Raw genomic sequence first — 16,152 nt, 5'->3', positions numbered from 1 at the left:
CACCTGCAAATGAGAATAAAATGGGCGTTATGCCCGTCAATCGTCTGCTGCTGAACATGGCCGTACCCATGGTGATCTCCATGCTGGTACAGGCCCTCTATAATGTGGTGGACAGCGTGTTTGTGGCCAAACTCAGTGAGGATGCGCTGAACGCAGTTTCTCTGGCGTTTCCGGTGCAGAACCTGATGATTTCTGTGGGCGTGGGCACCGGCGTGGGTATCAATGCCCTGCTCTCCAGGAGCCTGGGACAGAAGGACCAGGAGAAAGCAAACCAGACTGCCACCAACGGCCTGTTTCTGGCGCTGCTCAGCTGTCTGGTCTTTACCGTGCTGGGCTTTACCTGTTCCCGCCTGTTTTATGCCATCCAGACGGACATTGCCCCAATTGTGGACTATGGTGAGGACTATCTGACCATCGTCTGCGGCGTCAGTGTGGGTATGTTTGCCGGTGTGACTCTGGACCGGATTCTCCAGGCCACCGGGCGGACCTTCCTCACCATGATTACTCAGGCAGTGGGGGCTATTATCAACATTGTCCTGGACCCCATCATGATTTTCGGCCTGTTCGGCTTTCCGCGGATGGAGGTAGCGGGCGCTGCCCTGGCCACCGTCATCGGCCAGATCTGCGGAGCGTGCCTGTCGGCCTACTTTAATCTGCGCCACAACCCGGATGTGCAGATGAGATTCCGCGGCTTCCGGCCCAACGGGGCCATTATCCGGGGCATTTACAGCGTTGGCGTGCCCTCCATTGCCATGCAATCCATCGGTTCCATCATGGTATTCGGCATGAATCAGATCCTGCTGGCCTTTACCGCCACTGCCACGGCGGTATTCGGTGTGTACTTTAAGCTTCAGTCCTTTATTTTTATGCCGGTCTTTGGCCTGAACAACGGAATGGTGCCCATTGTGGCCTACAATTACGGCGCCGGCCGGCCGGACCGTATCTCTAAAACCATTCGTCTGAGTGTTCTGTATGCAGTGGGCATTATGCTGCTGGGTCTGCTGGCCTTCCAGCTGATTCCCCATGTATTTCTGTCCATGTTCATGGCAGATGGAGAGACCGCGGGCGATATGCTGACCATTGGCGTGCCCGCTCTTCGTATTATTTCCTGCAGCTTTCTCTTCGCAGGTTTCTGTGTGGTCAGCTCCTCTGTGTTCCAGGCCCTGGGCCACGGAGTGCTCTCTCTGCTGGTGTCGGTGGTGCGTCAGCTGATGGTGCTGCTGCCGGTGGCCTTCCTGCTCTCCCGGCTCTTTGACCTCCAGGCGGTGTGGTGGGCCTTCCCCATTGCAGAGCTGGCGTCTGTAACCCTTTGTATCTTGTTTTTGCGCCGGGTTTACCGCAAGGAAATCCTGCCTCTGAAAACGCGGCAGGAACAGAAAAACGCTTAACGAAAAAGACGCATCCATATGGATGCGTCTTTTTTATTTTGGAAAAATTACAGGACTACGATTACCTGGTACATGAGGATAAAGTGAAAGATGCTGCCCAGCAAAATGAACAGATGGAAGATCTCATGGCAGCCAAAGCGGGGATTGTTTCGTCCGGGCCATTTGACGGCATAGAGTACACCGCCTACGGTGTAGGACAGCCCGCCGGCCAGCAGCCAGACGAATCCGGCAGTGGGCAGCGCCCGATAGAGCGGGACAATGGCAAAAATGGCCAGCCAGCCCATAATGAGGTAGATGGTGCTGGTGAGCCAGCGGGGGATTCCCAGCTTGGCGATGGTGAGCACCAGTCCGGCCGCCGCCAGGGTCCATATACAGCTGAGCAGAAGGGGGCCGCCGCTGTTGCGCAGGGCGGTGAGACAGATGGGCGTATAGCTGCCGGCAATGAGCAGATAGATGGAGCAGTGGTCATATTTCCGCAGGGCAATGCGTCCGGGAACGGATACGTTAAGACAGTGGTACAGGGTGCTGGCGGTGTACAGCCCCACCATGGACAGCCCGTAAATCAAGAAGGGCAGTATTTCGGACGGATGACCCAGCTGCAGGGCCCGCAGCAGCAGTGCGGCCGTACCCACAACGGCCAATACCGCGCCCGCTCCATGGGTGATAGCCGACCAGGGGCGCAGGCCGTCATAGGGATCCCGTACCTCCCGGCGGCGCCGGGGTCTGGGCTCAAAGAGAGGGGACTGGGCGGTCAATACATCGGAACGCATGGCGGACACTCCTTTCCGGGGAACGATTCTTTACACCATCAGTATATCCATATCCGCCAAAAATATCAATATAAAAAATGACTAAATATAATTTTAAAAATTAGATTATGAAATATAAAAAACAACGCCGGGAAAACCCGGCGCTGCTTTTTGACATTAGCCCTGGGAAATAGCGCCCACGGGGCAGTTGCCGGCGCAGGAACCGCAGTCCAGGCAAGCGCCAGCGTCGATCACGTAGTGGTCGTCGCCCTGAGAAATAGCGCCCACGGGGCAGGAATCCGCGCAGGAACCACAGCTGATGCAAGCATCACCGATAACATAAGCCATGATAAGTACACCTCCCTTAGAATGTACATTCATTCTAACACAACTTTTCAAAAATGCAATGCTAAATTTTTCAAAAGGGGGAATCATTAACAGAAGATTTACGTAGGGAGGAACACTGCTATGTCCGACAGCCGCTTCACATCCACCGCCCTGGGGGCCATTCGTCTGGCCCAGGAAAATGCCGCCCGCCTGGGGCACAGCTACGTGGGCAGCGAGCACCTGCTGCTGGGATTGGCCAGTCAGGAGTATAGTCCCGCGGCTATGGCGCTGCGCAAGTCGGGGGCGGGCAGTCCGGTGCTGCGGGCGGCCATTGCCCAGCGGGTGGGCATTGGGGTCCCATGCCCGGCGCTGCACCAGGGGCTGACACCGCACTGCTGCCAGGCCATTCAGGGGGCGGTGGGGGAGAGCCGCCGTCTGGGGCAGCGGGCCATCAATTCGGAACATCTGCTGCTGGGTCTGCTGGGGACGGAGGAGAGCGGCGCCTTCCGCCTGCTGCGGGACTGCGGGGTGGACTGCAAGGGACTCTATCAGATGGTGAGCGCCTCCCTGGGCGGGGAGGAGTACACGCCCCGCTTTCGCCCCAGGGAGCCGGAACAGCGGTCCGGTCCCACCGATACCCGCCAGCTGGACCAGTGTGCCCGGGACCTGACCCGTATGGCGGCGTCCGGCAAGCTGGATCCGGTCATCGGCCGGGAGGAGGAGCTGGAACGGGTCATCCAGATCCTGTCCCGGCGCACCAAAAATAACCCCGCCCTGGTAGGGGAGCCCGGCGTGGGCAAGACGGCGGTGGTGGAGGGGCTGGCCCTGGCCATTGCCGACGGCACCGCCCCCAGCCATTTGTTGGGGCGGCGGGTGTGTGCCCTGGACTTGTCCGCCATGGTGGCAGGGACCAAGTATCGGGGGGAGTTTGAGGAAAAGCTCAAACACGTACTGAATGAGGTCCGCAAGGCGGGCAACATCATTTTATTTATCGACGAGCTGCACACCATCGTGGGGGCGGGCAGCGCCGAGGGGGCCATTGACGCGGCCAATATCCTGAAGCCAGCCCTGGCCCGGGGAGAGCTGCAGGTCATCGGAGCCACCACCCTGGACGAGTACCGCCGCCACATTGAGAAGGACTCCGCCCTGGAGCGGCGCTTTCAGCCGGTCACCGTCCGGGAACCCGACCGGGATAAGACGTTGGCCATTCTCCGGGGCCTGCGGGGGCGGTATGAGAGCCACCACCACCTGACCATCAGCGACCGGGCTCTGGAGGCGGCGGTGGACCTGTCCATCCGTTATCTGCCCCAGCGCTTTCTCCCTGACAAAGCCATCGATCTGGTGGACGAGGCGGCCTCCCGGGCCCGCCTGTCGGGCCGGGCCCTGCCCCCGGAGCTGAAGGAACTGGAGAGCCGGGCCTGCCAGGCGGGGCATCAAATGGAGCAAGCCATCCGGGGCCAGAATTTTGAGAAAGCGGCCATGCTCCGGGACGCAGAGAGCAGCTTCCGCCGCCAGCTGGAGGAGGGCAAGAAGCAGTGGATCAGCAGCTGCCAGCCCTGCCAGGTGGAGGAGAGCCACATTCGCGAGGTACTCACCCAATGGACGGGAGTGCCGGTCACTGACCCGGACGAGGCAGACCGCAAGGCCCTGGCGGAATTGGAAGAGACCCTGCACAGAAGTCTGTTGGGACAGGACCGGGCGGTGGAGACGGTGGTCAAGGCCATCCGCCGCAGCCGCCTGGGCCTGAAGGACCCCCGGCGCCCGGTGGGCAGCTTCCTGCTGCTGGGGCCCAGCGGCGTGGGCAAGACCCAGCTGTGCCGCAGCCTGGCCGCCGCCCTCTTCGGCAGTGAGGAGGCCCTGCTGCGTTTTGACATGTCAGAGTATATGGAGGCCCACACCGTCTCCCGGCTCATCGGCTCCCCTCCGGGCTATGTGGGCCATGAGGAGGGAGGGCAGCTCACCGAGCGGGTGCGGCGCTGTCCCTGGTCGGTGGTGCTGCTGGACGAGCTGGAGAAGGCCAACCGGGACATCTGGTCCATCCTCCTCCAGGTCATGGAGGAGGGTGTCCTCACCGACGCTCAGGGGCGGAAGACAGACTTCCGCAACACCGTCCTGGTGATGACCTCCAACCTGGGGGCGGGACGGTTTGCCCAGGGCAAGAAGCTGGGCTTTGCGTCAGGGGATCGTGTGGCGGAGCGGGAGGGCCTGGAACAGGAAGTGCTGGGAGACGCCCGGCGGGCCTTTTCCCCGGAGTTTATCAACCGGCTGGACGCCATGCTGGTGTTCCATCCCCTGGACGGGGGTGTCCTGGAGGCCATTACCCGGCAGCTGCTGGAGGAGAGCGGCCGCCGCATGGCCCAGCTGGGCATAAAGCTGGAGGCGGAAGACCAGGCGGTGGCTCTTCTGGCCGGGCAGGGGAGCAGCCGGGAGTACGGTGCCCGCCCCCTGCGGCGGGCCATTGCCGCCCAGGTGGAGGACCCGGTGGCAGATCTGCTGCTGGCGGGGACATTGAAGCAGGGGGACACCCTGCATGTGACAGCCGAGGAGGGACAGGTCCGGGGGCGGCCCGCCCGACCCGTCACGGAGCTGGAATAAGGGAAAAGCCGGGACTCCGCATTGTATATGCGGAGTCCCGGCTTTGTTCATACAGATAAATCGCGGTTATCCCAGCCGTACGATCTTCTCTATGGGCAGGGCGCACAGCACCGCCTGGGCGGGGCTGCGCAGGCCGTGGGCGGCGTTGATGGCCTCCAAAATGGGGGCGCGCAGATGAGTGGGCACCACGATGGCTACAATCTCCCGCTCAGCGGTGAGGTCAGCCAGGTCGTAGGCCTGCTCCAGCTCCTCCAGCCCGGACAGGCGGGCCTTGATGACGGTGCCGCCCCGGGCCCCCTGTTCCTTGGCGGTGGACATAACCTCATCGGTGTGGCCCCGGCTGCAGGCCACCAGAATCAGAGTGTTCTCCTCGTTGTGATTCATCGCGGTATCTCCTCCGTTTCGCTTGGCCTGCTCCGCCTTAAAAAGTACCAGGGCGGCGGCCAGATTGTTCAGTGCGCTGACAGGCAGGGAAAATACAATGCCCGCCGTACCGGTGCTGCCCCGAAGGTCGCTGTCCAGTTCCTGCAGCAGGCTTTGGCAGGCGGAGGCGGGGGCGAAGGAGAGCACCACATCCTTCTCGCTGGAGCCGAGACCCAGAATATCCATAATTTCCGAGGTGGCTGTCCCCCGTCCGGCACACTGGAGGTGGAGGAACACCTGGCGGGCGGTGTACAGCTTCTGCATGGCCACGCCGTGGCCGCGCTCCACGATAGAGACAATCAAACGCATGGACTGTGCCATAAAAGCTCCTCCTTTCTCAGTTGAAATAGACCATCACATCCTCCACACGCTCCATGTGGTAGCGCAGGCGGCGGCGGGCCAGCTTGTGCCGAATCTGGCTGGCCAGGCCCATGGTCTGGATGGTAATAAGAGGCGTCATGGCCACCATGGCCACAATGCCGAAGGCGTCGGTCATCAGATTGCCGCCCACAGCGGTGCAGGCCCCCATGGCAAAGGGGAGCAGGAAGGTGGCGGTCATGGGGCCGCTGGCCACTCCGCCGGAGTCGAAGGCGATGCCGGTGAAGATGGGGGGGACAAAGAAGGAGAGGGCCAGGGCAACGCCATAGCCCGGAATGAGCAGCCACAGGATGTTCAGGCCAGTGAGCACCCGGACCATCGCCAGGCCCACAGACACGCATACGCCGATGGACAGGGCGTGCCCCATGGATTTATGGGAGATGGAGCCGTTGGAGACCTCCTCCACCTGTTTGGTGAGGACGGCCACGGCGGGCTCCGCCTTGACGATGTAATAGCCGATGAGCATGCCGATGGGCACCAGCAGCCAGCGCTGGCTGCTGCGGGCTACGGTGGCGCCGATGAACTGGCCCGCGGGCATAAAGCCCACGTTGACGCCGCACAAAAACAGGACCAGCCCAAGATAGGTATACAGCAGCCCCGCGCAGATCTTCAAAATCTGATTGCCCTGAAAGCGGCGGGAGATCAGCTGGAAGAGGACAAACAGCGCCACAATGGGAAGCAGAGAGAGGGCTACCTCCTGGAAATAGTGGGGCAGGGCGGAGACAAAGTACCGGGCGGCATCCACCGTGGTCTCTACCTCCGGCAGCTGGGCGGAGGAGTACAGAGTCTCCTCCGGCCGGTAGACAATCCCCAGGATCAGCACGGACAGGATGGGGCCGATGGAACACAGAGACACCAGGCCGAAGCTGTCGCTGGCGGAGTTGGCGTCGCTCCGGGTGGAGGCGATGCCAAGGCCCAGGGCCATGATGAAGGGAACCGTTATCGGGCCGGTGGTGACGCCGCCCGAGTCAAAGGAGACGGGGATAAAATTGCCGGGGGCGGCGGCGGCCAGGGCAAAGACCAGCAGGTAGAAGATAATCAGCATCCGGCGCAGGGGAATGGCCTTTCGGATGCGCAGGGCGGCCAGCACCAGAAAGATGCCGACCCCCACCCCCACGGTGAGAATCAGCACAATGTTCTCAATGGCGGGCACCTGTTCGGCCAGAACCTGCAGATCGGGCTCCGCCACCGTGGTAAGTACGCCCAGAAGAAAATAGGCGACGACGAACAGCAAAGGCCCCTTGTGCCGGCTGATCTCCACCCCCATTCCCTCTCCCATGGGAATCATGGAGATGTCCACCCCCACGGTGAACAGGCCCATGCCGGCCACCAGAAGAATGGCGCCGAACAAAAACAGGACCAGAGTGCCCGGCGCCAGGGGCGCGATGGTGATGGAGAGCAAAAACACGATGGCGGTGATGGGCAGCACGCTGGCGAGAGATTCCCGGTTTTTTTCCTTAAACTGTGGGTTTAAATGCAAGGGAGCGCTCCTTTCCGCGCCCGCCGGGAGGGCGGGCACTGTTTATTGGATCAGGAGCAGAGAACCACAGGGGCTGAGCCGCTCCTGCCCGTCCGGTTCCGGTGGGACGGCTGAGCGGACCTGCGCCGCATCGGGCTGTGGAAGCCCGGTGGGGCGTCTGAGCACCTTGCTGAGCACAGAGGAAAAAGGAATTTCCGCCAATTTTTTGCCAAAACTGAGCTAAGTGTTCAAATTTTGCTCCATGTGCTCCATTATAGAGGAGAATCGGAAGAGATGTCAAATTTCAAAAACAGGGCACAAAACCCAAAAGGACAGGAAAACAAATGAAAAAAGTAATAAAAAACAGGGGGAAATGGGATAAATCAGGGATTTCACAAAACGGCCTGGCTGGAAAGGCCTGGAAAAGAAAAGATAATTTATAAAATCTTTACATACATAAGAAGGTTCTTAACACAATCAAAATAACGTGACGGGGGTTCCCGGTCGGCAGGGCAGATCAGTATAAAAAAACCCGTCCACAGAGGGGTGGACGGGCATGGTTGGAGAGGGATGGAAGACTTTGGATGGCTTGAGGGATCAGCGCTCGGTCTGATTGGAGGGCGATTTCGGGCCCTTCTGGCTCTTCTGACTCCGCTGCTGATTCTTGGAAGCCTGAGGGTCGGAAGAATTCTGGGGATTGGGCGTGTTCTGACGATTGGAACTCATGCTGCAGACCTCCTTTCCTTGAGGGTATTGGTAGCATACCCCCAAACCGGAGAACTATACATGAAATGGAAAAAGAAAACATCCTGAGTGATCAGGATGTTTTCTTTGGACTTGCAAAGGCGAAAAAGCGCTGGCCGAAGTAGTTGAGGCAGGTGAACAGCCCGTTGCCGGCCAGCAGGGACAGCTCGCCCTGCCACTTCACCAGCAGGGGCCAGCCCAGCAGGGGAACGATCCAGTTGGTCAGGGGCTGGGCGATCCCGTAGGCAATGAGATAGCACACGGCTATGTTGATGGAGAAGCGAAGGGCATCCATCCACACATTGCCCTGGCTATGGAAGCTGTACTTCCGGTTCAGGTAAAAGCTGGAGATGCTGGCCAAGAAGAAGGCCAGAGCGCTGGAGGGCCAGTAGCCCCAGTGAAGGTGGGAGTAGAAGAGAAACTGCAATGCCAGGCTGATGGCCGTGTTGCCCAGGCCGATGAGCAAGAAGGAATACAGGCTGGGGTCCCGCACCAGCTGTCTCAAAAACTGTGTCAATCGTCTCATGGCTTCTCTTCCGTGGCCCGGAACAGGTTGAGCCACAGCTCAAAATTCTGCCGGTCCTTTTTGATTACGGTGTCCAGAATGAGTCCGCAGCAGAAGGTGAGCAGGCCGCCCAAAAACAGGAAGCCAGCCACAATCAGTGTGGGGTACCGGGGGACCAGGCCGGTGTCCAGATAGTCCATAAAGACAGGGACAAAGAGGACGAGGGCCACGGCGGCCAGCAGCAGAGCTACCGTGGAGAAAAAGGCCAACGGCTTATAGTCCTTCACCAGGCGGAAGATAGTGGCCAGCACCTTGGCCCCGTCGGAGTAGGTGTTCAGCTTGGATTGACTGCCGGCGGGACGGTCCCGGTAGTCCACAGGGACGTTGACCAGGTGGAAGTTCTTGTCCAGGGCGTGAATGGACATTTCGGTCTCAATCTCAAAGCCCTTGGACAGAACCGGATAGGTCTTTACAAACAGGCGGCTGAAGGCCCGGTAGCCGGTCATAATGTCCTGAATGTTTCCCTTGAAGAAGAGGTTGACCAGCTTGCGCACCAGCACGTTGCCCACGTTGTGGAAGGGGCGCTTATTTTCGGTGAAGTAAGTGGAGGACAGTCGGTCGCCGATGACCATGTCCGCGCCCTCCTCCAGCACCGCCCGGGCCATCTGGGGGGCGTACTGGGCAGGGTAGGTGTCATCTCCGTCAGCCATCAGATAGCACTCCGCCTCAATATCCCGGAACATGGTGCGGATGACGTTTCCCTTGCCCTGGCGGTGCTCATAGCGCACCACCGCCCCTGCCGCCCGGGCGATCTCGTCGGTGTGGTCGGTGGAGTTGTTGTCGTAGACATAGATGACGGCCTCAGGGAGGGCGGCACGGAAGTCCCGTACGACCTTTTCAATGGTGGCAGCCTCATTGTAGCAGGGAATGAGCACAGCGATTTTATCCATGGGAGAGATTGCCTCCTTTGAGGGTTAAAACAGAGTAGGTGTAAGCCAGCAGCAGGGGCATGGCGGCCATAATGGGCAGCATGTAGCGCACCAGGGCGTTCACCGGGGAGACGCAGCAGATGCCAAGGGCCAGCCACAGGGGGAGACAGGCAATGAGGGCAATTCCTCTCCTCCGCCGGAGCAAAGCCACGCTGGCCAGCACCAGCAGCCAGGAGAAGGTGCCCGGAGCGTTGAGCAGCTCCAGCCCCGGTGTCTGGCTCCACCACCGGCTGAAGGCGTCGGCCAGCTGGGGGGCGTCAGGGTGGGCAAACTCCACCTCCAGCCCCCGCTCTGAGGTCTGCATGAAGAAATAGTTGCCGCCGAAGGGGCCATAGCGGTAGCCCGGGAGGAAGTAGCCGAACATGCTGTTGAGGGTAGCCTCCAGATAGACGTCCGGACGGCGCAGGCCCTGGCGAAGCCACAGGCCAAGGTACTCCTTCAGATTCTCGCTGTCCCCGTGGTAGGTGTTTTTCACCGGATCGGACACCCGGGGGTCGTAGGAGGTGACCAGAGTCTCATAGTCCAGAACCTGGTCAATGACGGCGATTTCCTCCTCCGTCAGCGTGTCGCCGCAGATCTGAACATAGCGGGCAGTCTGTTGGAAGGGGAGGCTCAGCACCTCCCGCACCGAGCCGGGAGCCACGCCCCAGGCGGGGAGCAGGACCTGGTTAAAGCACAGGTAGACCGCCAGAATGCCCACAGCCAGCCCGGCAGCGCCCAGGCGGGAGAGCAGGGAGCGGGCGGCGGGAATCAGCAGAAGCAGGGTGGGCACCACGATGTAGAGCCCATTGTTGCGCAGCAGGGCGCACAGAAGCCCTGTGAGCAGCAGGCTGGCCCACAAAATGGGCCCCGCCTTTCCCCGGGCCTTCAGAAAGAGCTCGACGCACAGGAAGAAGGCGGCAAACATGCCGAAGAACAGGGTGTCCTTCACAAACATCTGGGCATAGCCCCCAAAATTGGGTACCAGGGCGAAGAACGCCAGGGACAGCCGGGAGGCTGTCCGTCCGGCCAGCATCCGCACCTGCCAGCAAATCCCGGCCAGGGCGGCGGCACACACCAGGGTCTGGAACACCACATAGAAAAAGATGCCCAGGGACAGGTTGTCCCTGCCCAGGCTCACGATCCAGCCCATAAGCAGAGTAGACAGCCAGGGGTGGTGGTTGGTGGCCTGGGTCAGGCCGAAGAACTGCTCCAGCTGATACATGCCATCGTAGGTGACGCTGCCGGGCCAGCACAGGAGCAGATAGGGGAGCCAGAACAGAAGAATCAGCCCCAGAGACAGAAAAAAGAAGCGCACCTGACCCTTTGGAGAGAGAGAAGCGGAAGAGCCGGTCTGGGCCCGCCGGTCCAGCCAGTGGAAGAGAGCGGACACCAGGGGAAAGAAGAACAGCGCATAGCCCGCTGTCATCACCAGGGACAGGGCCACCCGCAGGGGAGTGCCCAGCAGGGGAGCCCAGCTGTCAGTGGCCTCAAAACTCTGGCCAAAGAGAAGACACAAAGCGAAGAAGAGGGACACCAGGACGGCGCTGGGCAGGAAGGGATGGGACAGAGGCAGCAGGCGCTGATAATAGAAGATCAAGGCCAGAATCAGCACCAGATACACCACGCCGCTGCCCTGAATCAGCTCGCCGATCTGCTCAGGCATGGTTAGTTCCTCGTAGCTGCCGGGCAGAGCCATCTGCACAGCCAGCGCAAAGCCGGTGAGCAGAGCATACAAAGCCGCGCGGCACCAGAGAAGCCCGGGACAGTCAAGTTTGCGGATCAATGCAATCGCCTCCTAAGCGCTGACCCGACTGGATCCATGTTTCATAGGACGCAAAAGTGATGCCCATCACAGAAGAAATGGGCAAAGGAAAAGGAGCGTTTTCCTGAAAATAAGGGGAAAACGCTCTGTCTTGTTCGACTTATTCTACTATATGCCAGGGAAAAAGGCAAGAGGAAGACACGAGAAAGGGCCGGCAGGTACACAGCCTGCCGACCCTCTCTCAGGAAGGATAAGATGGATCGAAGAAGGACGCTTTTGAAAGCGGCCCGCTTGCCGAATTTTGTCAGCCGTTGGGGAACATGAAGTGGATGGGGGCCGTGATGATCTGCGGGAAGATGATCAGCAGGGCCAACACACCGGCGGTGAGGAAAATCCACGGCATAACGGATTTAACCACCTTTTCAAAGGACAAGCCCGTCACATTCTCGGCGGCATACAGACACACGCCAACGGGAGGAGTGATGAGGCCGAAGCTCAGGGTGATAACCAGGAACACCACGAAGAACAGAGGCTCCACGCCCAGCTGCTTTACCACGGGCAGCAGGATGGGCACCAGGATGTAGATGGCAGCGGTAGCGTCCATGAACATGCCCACGATGATGAGGAAGATGAACAGAGCGAACATGATCACCAGCTGGTTGTCGGAGATACCCAGGATGAAGTTAGCCAGCTTGGAGGGCAGGCCGTCCAGCTCGAAGATCTGGCCGGCGGGCTTGGCGGTGATGGCGATAAACAGGATGGTACCGGTCTGACGGGCGTTCTTGCACACGATGCGGGGGATGTCAGACCACTTCAGACGCTTGTACACGTAGATGGAGACCAGAATGGCGTAAGCCACGGCCATGCCGGCGCCCTCGGTGGGGGTGTAGATGCCGCTGTACATACCGACCAGCAGGATGACGGGAACCATCAGGGCGGGGATAGCGCTGATGAAAGAGCGGCCCAGACGACGGACGTCAAACTTGCTCTTCTCACCGATGCCGGTGACCTTGCAGTGGATGTAGTTATAGACCATGAAGGCACCGCCGATGAAGATACCGGGCACGATACCGGCCATCAGAGCCTGGCCGATGGACTCGCCGGCGGTGGAGGCGGCCACGATCATCAGAATGCTGGGGGGAATGACGGAGGCCAGCATACAACCAGCCAGGTTGATGCCCACGCCATACTCCTTGGGGTAGCCCTTCTTGGCCATGGCGTTGATGCTCATCTTACCAATGGAAGCCACAGCGGCCACGGAGGAACCGGACATGGCGCCGAAGATGATGTTACAGAGGACGGACACGTGGCCCAGGCCGCCGTAAATCCAGCCCACGCAGGAGTCGGCCAGATCGTAGATCTTGTCGGCGATGCCGCCCTCGTCCATGATGGAGCCGGAGAGGATGAACAGGGGAACGGCCACCATGATAAAGCTGTTCATAGAGGTGTACATCAGCTGAATCACGGAGGTCAGGGGCATGTTGCCCATAGTAATCAAAACGATAACGGAGGCAGAACCCAGAGAGATGGCGATGGGTACGCCCAGGGCCATCAAAGCCACAAAGATAAGAAGCAGCGCCACACTCATGCCTGGTCACCTCCGATGTCTACTTTCTTAAAGTACTCCAGCATGCTCTGGATGGTACCGATGACACCCAGAACACCGCTGATGGGGACGCATACCATAATGAAGCCCAGGGGCAGGGCCACGGCGGCGCCCATCTCGTTGATCGCGAATTTCTGCATGGTCAGCTCAAAGCCGTACTTGGCCATGAAGCAGAAGAAGGCGATGGAAAATACAAAATACAACAGGGTGCAGAACTTCTGAATAAAACGGGGCAGAACCTGAAGCAAAACGGTCACGCGGGAGGACTCAGCACGGTTGAAGCCGGCAGCCACAGCGATGAACATCATCCAGATAAACAGAAAACGGGTGGTTTCCTCCGTCCAGGCGAAGGACTTGCCCAGCCAGCGGCCGAACACCTGGAGCAGAACTACCAGCAGCAGGGCCACCAGGGTGCCGCCGCACAGGATATCCTCCAGCTTGTCGACCACATCAAAGAACTTGCTTAGCGGGGAATGTTTACGTTCCATAGATTTCCCTCCTCGGGTCACACTTCTCTTCTTTTAGAGCGATGCGGAGAAGCCGAAGGCTTCTCCGCATCGGCAAAACTTGTGGGTTAAACCGGAAAAACGGGGTATGGATTAGGCCTTGCCGCAGAAGGCCAGAGTGGCGTCGAACAGGGTGTCGTCGGCCACGATGGCGCGGAAGTTGTCATACAGGCCCTTGGAAATCTCCACGAACTCGTTGAAGCCCTCTTCGGTCAGGTCGTTGTACTCCATGCCGTTGTCGGTCAGCAGCTTGAGCATGTCAGCGTCGGTAGAAGCCTGATAGTCCACATACCACTGCTGGCACTCCTCGGCGGCCTTAGTCAGAGCGTCCTGCTGCTCCTGAGACAGGGACTGCAGCTTGGCGCTGTTGATGCCCACGACCCAAGCGTCAGCCATGTGGTTGGTGCCGGAGATGTACTTCTGAACCTCGTAGAAGTTGTTGGTGGCAGGCACGTCAACGGGGTTCTCCTGGCCGTCCAGGGTGTTCAGCTGCAGGGCGTTGTAAACCTCGCCGAAAGCCATGGGGGTAACGTTCACGCCGCAAGCCTTGAAGAAGTCGACGTACAGGGTGTTGTTGGGGGTGCGGAGGGTCAGACCTTCCAGGTCAGCAGGGCAGGTGATGGGCTTGACGCTGTTGGTGACCTGACGGAAGCTGCGGGTCCAGCGGCCCAGGCAGGTGATGCCCATCTCTTCCACGCGGTTGAACAGCTCAACGCCGGTCTCGCTGTTCAGGTAGTCCTGGAGTTGCTGGGCGTCGTCAAACATATAGGGAACGGAGATGACGTTGAAGCCCGGCTCGAAGCTGGCGTACAGAGAAGCAGCCAGAATCATAATGTCGAGGGAGCCGCTGGACAGCATGGTCACACCAGAGTTGCCGTCGCCGCCGTACAGGGAACCGTTGGGGTAGATGGTCAGCTCAATGCTGCCGCCGGAGTACTCCTCCACGCGGGCCTTGAACTCCTGAGCCGCGGCGTAGATGTAGGAGTTGTCGGCATCGGGAACGCTGACGTTCAGGGAGACCTTCTCGCCGGAGCCGGAGGCACCGGAGCTGGAAGCGTTGCTGCCGGAGCTGCTGTTGCTTTTTCCGCAGCTGACCAAGGTCAGGGCCATGGCCAGAGCCAGAACGAGGCTGAGACACTTTTTCATTTTTCTTACTCCTTTTTCATTCCGATTTTATTTTTCGGCACGGGTTATTTAATGCCGAGATTTACTTTGTAGAGCTGCTTTACGCTGGGATAGAGACCGGTGTACACCTGATAGCGGCGGTTATATACCTCACTATGGGCGTCGGAGTGATGGATCTCCATATAAACTGCCTTTTCGACTTTGGCGGAGGCCTCATAGACATCTTTGAAGACGCCCGCGCCTACGCCGGCCAGCAGAGCGGCACCCACGGGGGCCATGTCGTTCATGTCCAGCACCGTGATGTCACGGCCGGTGATGTCCGCTTTGATCTGAGCCCAAACCTTGCTCTTGGCGCCGCCGCCGATGGAGGAGAAGCTGGTGAGCTTCTCGCCGGTGACTTCCTCTACCATCTCGATGAGCTGCCGCAGGCCGTAGGCGCAGCCTTCCAGCACCGCACGGTTCATCTCACGGCGGGTGGTCTTCAGGGACAGTCCGAAGAACACACCTCTGGCGTAGGGGTCCCACACGGGGCTGCGCTCGCCCATCATGTAGGGCAGGAACACCAGCCCGTCCGCTCCCGGCTCGGCCTGCTCGGCGTCGTCATTCATGAGCATCATGCCCTTCTTGCCGGTGACCGAGGGGTAGTCCTTGTAGTCCTGATAGAAGTTGTCGTACATCCACTGGTAGGAGGAACCGGTGTGGGACATTGCTCCCTGATAGATCCAGGCTCCGTCCACCACGTGGCGACGATTGATAAAGTTGGGGGAGAACTTGGGCTGCTCCACGCAGACGGTGAGTACATTGGTGGTGCCAACCGATTCGCACACATCACCCTGCTTGACCACGCCGGCTGCCAGAGTGGCGCAGGCGGTGTCGCCGCCGCCGATCACGATTTTGGTGTCGGCGGGGAGACCCATGGCCAAAAGAACGGGGTGGGTGAGGGTGCCCACCACATCGGTGGACTTATGTAAGGGGGGCAGCTTGTTGATGTCAATGCCGATCTTCTCACAGATCTCCTCCGACCACACGCCCCGACCCGTGGTCTCATAGAGCAGGGTGTAGGAGGCGTTGGAGTGGTCGATGGCGAAATTCCCGCACAGCATGTAAGCCATCAGGGTATTCACATGGCCGAAGTAACGGGTGCGCTCGTAAATATCGGGCAGATTACGCTTGATCCACAGCATGGAGGTGCCGGACATGGCGCCGGCCATGGCACTGTTGGCGGTGATTTCAAAGAGCCGCTCAGCGCCGATGGTCTCCCGGAAGATTTCTGCTTCCTGAGTGCTGCGGCGATCGGAGTAGATAATGGGGTCAACCAGCACGTTGCCGTCCTTGTCGAAGGCGGCAAGACCGGGGCACAGACTGGAAATGCCGATGGCTTTGATCTTGGTGGGGTCCACCTTGTGCTTGCTGACCAGGGAGCCAACACAGCCGGTAAAGGCGTTCCACATATCTGCTGTGTCGATTTGAATGGAAACCTGGTCGGGATTGATGAGACGGTACGCGGCACTTTCCTGAGCCACAAACTTGGCGTTCTGATCAATGACCGTGACCTTGATGCTGGAGGTACCGATATCCGCGCCCAGGAGATACTGTTCTTCCATGGGATCCCCT

The 16,152-nt window shown here is 59.6% G+C and carries 14 protein-coding genes; 2 read left to right on the top strand and 12 right to left on the bottom strand.

Annotation, left to right across the window (positions count from 1 at the left end; translation table 11 throughout):
• The first annotated feature begins 20 nt into the window (after positions 1-20).
• Complete coding sequence (locus DWX58_RS07455) at positions 21-1,388, top strand: MATE family efflux transporter (RefSeq protein WP_118642475.1); 1,368 nt, start codon at positions 21-23, stop codon at positions 1,386-1,388.
• Positions 1,389-1,435: 47 nt separating this feature from the next.
• Here the strand turns inward: DWX58_RS07455 and DWX58_RS07450 are convergent, their stop codons facing one another.
• Entirely contained in the window at positions 1,436-2,158 is a 723-nt protein-coding gene (locus DWX58_RS07450) for a hemolysin III family protein (protein WP_118642473.1), read from the bottom strand.
• Between the two features lie 156 nt (positions 2,159-2,314).
• On the bottom strand, positions 2,315-2,485 hold the full coding sequence (locus DWX58_RS07445; protein WP_158579230.1) for a 4Fe-4S binding protein: 171 nt from the start codon (positions 2,483-2,485) through the stop codon (positions 2,315-2,317).
• Between the two features lie 120 nt (positions 2,486-2,605).
• On the opposite strand from DWX58_RS07445, the gene DWX58_RS07440 reads away from it, so the two are divergent.
• Positions 2,606-5,059 (top strand): ATP-dependent Clp protease ATP-binding subunit, encoded by a 2,454-nt coding sequence (locus tag DWX58_RS07440; RefSeq protein WP_118642469.1) that lies wholly within the window; start codon positions 2,606-2,608, stop codon positions 5,057-5,059.
• Between the two features lie 66 nt (positions 5,060-5,125).
• Here the strand turns inward: DWX58_RS07440 and DWX58_RS07435 are convergent, their stop codons facing one another.
• The 10 genes from DWX58_RS07435 to DWX58_RS07395 all read right to left on the bottom strand — a co-directional run bounded on the left by DWX58_RS07435 (position 5,126) and on the right by DWX58_RS07395 (position 16,142).
• Positions 5,126-5,803 (bottom strand): hypothetical protein, encoded by a 678-nt coding sequence (locus DWX58_RS07435; protein WP_118642467.1) that lies wholly within the window; start codon positions 5,801-5,803, stop codon positions 5,126-5,128.
• A gap of 16 nt (positions 5,804-5,819) precedes the next feature.
• Positions 5,820-7,289: a DUF1538 domain-containing protein gene (locus DWX58_RS07430; RefSeq protein ID WP_243093307.1), complete on the bottom strand. Its 1,470-nt coding sequence runs from the start codon at positions 7,287-7,289 to the stop codon at positions 5,820-5,822.
• Between the two features lie 627 nt (positions 7,290-7,916).
• Entirely contained in the window at positions 7,917-8,045 is a 129-nt protein-coding gene (locus tag DWX58_RS15885) for a hypothetical protein (RefSeq protein ID WP_279229854.1), read from the bottom strand.
• 91 nt (positions 8,046-8,136) lie between these two features.
• Entirely contained in the window at positions 8,137-8,589 is a 453-nt protein-coding gene (locus DWX58_RS07425) for a GtrA family protein (RefSeq protein ID WP_118642463.1), read from the bottom strand.
• Positions 8,586-9,518: a glycosyltransferase family 2 protein gene (locus DWX58_RS07420; protein WP_118642461.1), complete on the bottom strand. Its 933-nt coding sequence runs from the start codon at positions 9,516-9,518 to the stop codon at positions 8,586-8,588. Before DWX58_RS07420 ends, DWX58_RS07425 begins: the two co-directional genes overlap by 4 nt.
• Positions 9,511-11,322, bottom strand: a complete 1,812-nt coding sequence (locus tag DWX58_RS07415) for a DUF6020 family protein (protein WP_118642459.1) — start codon at positions 11,320-11,322, stop codon at positions 9,511-9,513. The genes DWX58_RS07420 and DWX58_RS07415 overlap by 8 nt, the downstream gene beginning before the upstream one ends.
• Before the next feature lie 283 nt (positions 11,323-11,605).
• Positions 11,606-12,889: a TRAP transporter large permease gene (locus DWX58_RS07410; RefSeq protein ID WP_118642457.1), complete on the bottom strand. Its 1,284-nt coding sequence runs from the start codon at positions 12,887-12,889 to the stop codon at positions 11,606-11,608.
• Complete coding sequence (locus DWX58_RS07405) at positions 12,886-13,395, bottom strand: TRAP transporter small permease (RefSeq protein ID WP_118642455.1); 510 nt, start codon at positions 13,393-13,395, stop codon at positions 12,886-12,888. Before DWX58_RS07405 ends, DWX58_RS07410 begins: the two co-directional genes overlap by 4 nt.
• A 111-nt stretch (positions 13,396-13,506) precedes the next feature.
• The gene (locus DWX58_RS07400; RefSeq protein ID WP_118642453.1) at positions 13,507-14,559 is read right to left on the bottom strand and encodes a DctP family TRAP transporter solute-binding subunit; all 1,053 of its coding nucleotides are present in this window, start codon (positions 14,557-14,559) and stop codon (positions 13,507-13,509) included.
• Between the two features lie 44 nt (positions 14,560-14,603).
• Positions 14,604-16,142, bottom strand: a complete 1,539-nt coding sequence (locus DWX58_RS07395) for an FGGY family carbohydrate kinase (protein WP_118642451.1) — start codon at positions 16,140-16,142, stop codon at positions 14,604-14,606.
• Between the last annotated feature and the right edge of the window lie 10 nt (positions 16,143-16,152).

Source organism: Pseudoflavonifractor sp. AF19-9AC, from assembly GCF_003478995.1.
GTDB lineage: Bacteria > Bacillota > Clostridia > Oscillospirales > Oscillospiraceae > Lawsonibacter.
Note: the sequence above shows the minus strand (reverse complement) of the source record. Positions and strands in the feature narration are given on the sequence as shown.

Coding starts and splice junctions, on each gene's coding strand:
- DWX58_RS07455 (WP_118642475.1), top strand. CDS start 21: ATGGGCGTTATGCCCGTCAATCGTCTGCTGCTGAACATGGCCGTACCC.
- DWX58_RS07450 (WP_118642473.1), bottom strand. CDS start 2,158: ATGCGTTCCGATGTATTGACCGCCCAGTCCCCTCTCTTTGAGCCCAGA.
- DWX58_RS07445 (WP_158579230.1), bottom strand. CDS start 2,485: ATGGCTTATGTTATCGGTGATGCTTGCATCAGCTGTGGTTCCTGCGCG.
- DWX58_RS07440 (WP_118642469.1), top strand. CDS start 2,606: ATGTCCGACAGCCGCTTCACATCCACCGCCCTGGGGGCCATTCGTCTG.
- DWX58_RS07435 (WP_118642467.1), bottom strand. CDS start 5,803: ATGGCACAGTCCATGCGTTTGATTGTCTCTATCGTGGAGCGCGGCCAC.
- DWX58_RS15885 (WP_279229854.1), bottom strand. CDS start 8,045: ATGAGTTCCAATCGTCAGAACACGCCCAATCCCCAGAATTCTTCCGAC.
- DWX58_RS07425 (WP_118642463.1), bottom strand. CDS start 8,589: ATGAGACGATTGACACAGTTTTTGAGACAGCTGGTGCGGGACCCCAGC.
- DWX58_RS07420 (WP_118642461.1), bottom strand. CDS start 9,518: ATGGATAAAATCGCTGTGCTCATTCCCTGCTACAATGAGGCTGCCACC.
- DWX58_RS07410 (WP_118642457.1), bottom strand. CDS start 12,889: ATGAGTGTGGCGCTGCTTCTTATCTTTGTGGCTTTGATGGCCCTGGGC.
- DWX58_RS07405 (WP_118642455.1), bottom strand. CDS start 13,395: ATGGAACGTAAACATTCCCCGCTAAGCAAGTTCTTTGATGTGGTCGAC.
- DWX58_RS07400 (WP_118642453.1), bottom strand. CDS start 14,559: ATGAAAAAGTGTCTCAGCCTCGTTCTGGCTCTGGCCATGGCCCTGACC.
- DWX58_RS07395 (WP_118642451.1), bottom strand. CDS start 16,142: ATGGAAGAACAGTATCTCCTGGGCGCGGATATCGGTACCTCCAGCATC.